We start from the raw sequence: 2,555 nt of genomic DNA, 5'->3' as shown, positions 1-2,555 counted from the left end.
GCGCGCCAATAACTGTTTAAAGCGCTGCATCATTTTTAAATGATCATCATCAACGATATTTTGCATTGCCCGGCTGATAGAGGCCTCGACATCAATTGCGGGATAAACTCCCTGCTCCGCCAAACGCCGCGATAACACCACGTGGCCATCAAGAATCGCTCGCGCCGAGTCAGCAATTGGGTCTTGCAAGTCACCGCCTTCCGTTAGCACTGTGTAGAAGGCCGTAATTGAACCTGCACCTTCAGCCGCATTACCAGCGCGTTCTACTAACTGCGGAATTTTGGCAAACACCGATGGCGGATAACCTTTAGTCGCCGGAGGCTCTCCAATTGCCAGCGCAATTTCACGCTGGGCTTGGGCAAAGCGTGTTAGTGAATCCATTAACAAAAGCACGTTTAATCCCTGGTCGCGATAATATTCAGCGATGCGGCTGGACAACTGCGATGCACGCAACCGCATTAAAGGAGCATCGTCGGCGGGTGATGCAACCACAACCGCGCGGCGCAAACCTTCCTCACCGAGGATGTGATCAATAAATTCTTTTACTTCACGGCCACGCTCGCCTACTAACCCCACAACAACTACGTCGGCTGTGGTAAAGCGGGTCATCATCCCCAAGAGCACACTTTTACCCACACCTGAACCGGCCATTAAACCCAGACGCTGGCCGCGCCCAACGGTAATCAATGCATTGATTGCACGCACACCTACATCCAGCGGCTCGCTAATTGGGTGACGCTGCAAGGGATTAATTTCGTGCGGAGTGAAATCGAGGAATTCATCGCCAACGAGTGGGCCTTTACCATCCAACGGTTGGCCGATGCCATTCACAACACGGCCTAATAAATGCGGGCCAACCCGCATCCCCATTTGGGTGGCAATAGGTACAACCCGCGCGCCTGGCTGCAGGCCTTCAACGCGTTTAATCGGCATTAAAAAAACTTTATCGCCAGAAAAACCAACCACTTCCGCTTCAATCCGGCGGTTATCGCTATTGATAATTTCACACTGGCGACCAACCGACACATTCAAACCCACTGCTTCCAGAGTCAATCCGACTGAGCGGGTAATACGCCCTTCTGCCTGCGGTTCCACCACAACTAATTTACGCGGTGCGTAAGTGCGCAAACGAGAACCAATAGACTGACGTTCCGACATGCTTACACCTCATCCTGTTGATCAGGTTTCAAGTCAGATTTTTTTTCACTTTCTTTCTCGTTCCCCAGCTCCGCTTTATCCAACATATTTCCGTGAGCAAACGAATCATCACCTTCGTCATCGTCTCTGTCTCCACTTGCCAACTGCTTGGAAATAAATTGTTCCAATACGGTTTGCAAACGTGCCGATACAGAAAAGTCCACACGGCTTTCCGGCGTTTCTATGCGGCAACCGCCGGGCAATAACTCCCCATCACCAAAAAAACTCCAGGCCAATTGCTGTTCTGCAGCATAGGTTTCAACAGCGGCGAGATCGTCAGGATTTAAACAGACACGGATGTTTTTACTGCCGATCGGCAATGCATCTACCGCATTTTTAACCAGGCCGACAATATGGGAGGAATCCGTCAGTAATTCGCGCTGAACCACACTTTGGGTGAGCGTGCAAATCACATCCAATAATAGATGTTCTACATCGGTATCTTGTGCGCTAATGGGCTCGAGCAATGCATTGGCCAATTTTTGAAAACGCTGCTGCTCGGCAACCAGCTGCGCGCGCATTTCCATTAGTCCCTGCTGACGCCCGGCTTCATATCCCTCGGCATTGCCTTTAGTAAAACCTTCCTTATGCCCCTGCTCAAAACCGTCTTTTTCTGCCGTGTCAAAAATCGCCTGCATCTCCTCGGCGGTCATGCCTAATTGTGGTGGCGCTTCCGGCTCGGGGATTTCAACGGTTTCAATCGTTTCTTTTTCGCGGCGCAACAACCGTTCACGTCGTTCACGCGCTTCTTTTTCTGCCGACGACAAAATTTTGCCGTGTTCCGTAATCGGAGGAATTACCCAAGTCGTGGCATTTTCAACCACTTCAGCGGGAATACGATTTAGCAAACTGTTATCCGACATGGACGCTCTATCTCAATTTGGATACCCGCGTTCGCGGGTATGACGAGCAATGTACTTCTATGATGAGAAATGTACTGCTATGACGAGAAATGTATTTTTCAACGACCCCGTACTTAAACCATTTGGTCGCCACCGCCGCCCAACATAATTTCGCCTGCATCGGCCATACGGCGCGCGGTAATAAGGATTTCTTTTTGCGCGGCTTCCACATCGGCCAAACGCATTGGTGGTTTGGTTTCCAGATCGTCGCGCAACAATTCGGCGGCGCGCTTGGACATATTTTTGAAGATTTTTTCTTTGAGTTCGTCGTCTGCACCTTTGAGTGCAACGACCAATACATCGGAGGAGACCTCGCGCAACAATGCCTGGATACCGCGATCGTCCACCTCTTTGAGGTTTTCAAATACAAACATAAGATCCTGGATTTGGTTGCCCATATCCTCGTCGATTTCCTTGATGCCTTCCATTAATTCCGCTTCGATTGAACCATCCAGG

At 50.2% G+C, this 2,555-nt stretch carries 3 protein-coding genes; all 3 read right to left on the bottom strand.

Annotation, left to right across the window (positions count from 1 at the left end):
- Positions 1-1,158: FliI/YscN family ATPase (locus tag ACWA6V_RS20510; protein WP_449524226.1), on the bottom strand; the 1,158-nt coding region annotated here is incomplete at its 3' end.
- Positions 1,159-1,160: 2 nt separating this feature from the next.
- The gene (locus tag ACWA6V_RS20505) at positions 1,161-2,060 is read right to left on the bottom strand and encodes a flagellar assembly protein FliH (RefSeq protein ID WP_449524225.1); all 900 of its coding nucleotides are present in this window, start codon (positions 2,058-2,060) and stop codon (positions 1,161-1,163) included.
- 113 nt (positions 2,061-2,173) lie between these two features.
- Positions 2,174-2,555: FliG C-terminal domain-containing protein (locus tag ACWA6V_RS20500; protein ID WP_449524224.1), on the bottom strand; the 382-nt coding region annotated here is incomplete at its 5' end.

It is taken from the genome of Cellvibrio sp. (assembly GCF_053579595.1).
The sequence above is the reverse complement of the archived record's forward strand: the minus strand, read 5'-3'. Positions and strand labels throughout refer to the sequence as shown.

Coding starts and splice junctions, on each gene's coding strand:
- ACWA6V_RS20505 (WP_449524225.1), bottom strand. CDS start 2,060: ATGTCGGATAACAGTTTGCTAAATCGTATTCCCGCTGAAGTGGTTGAA.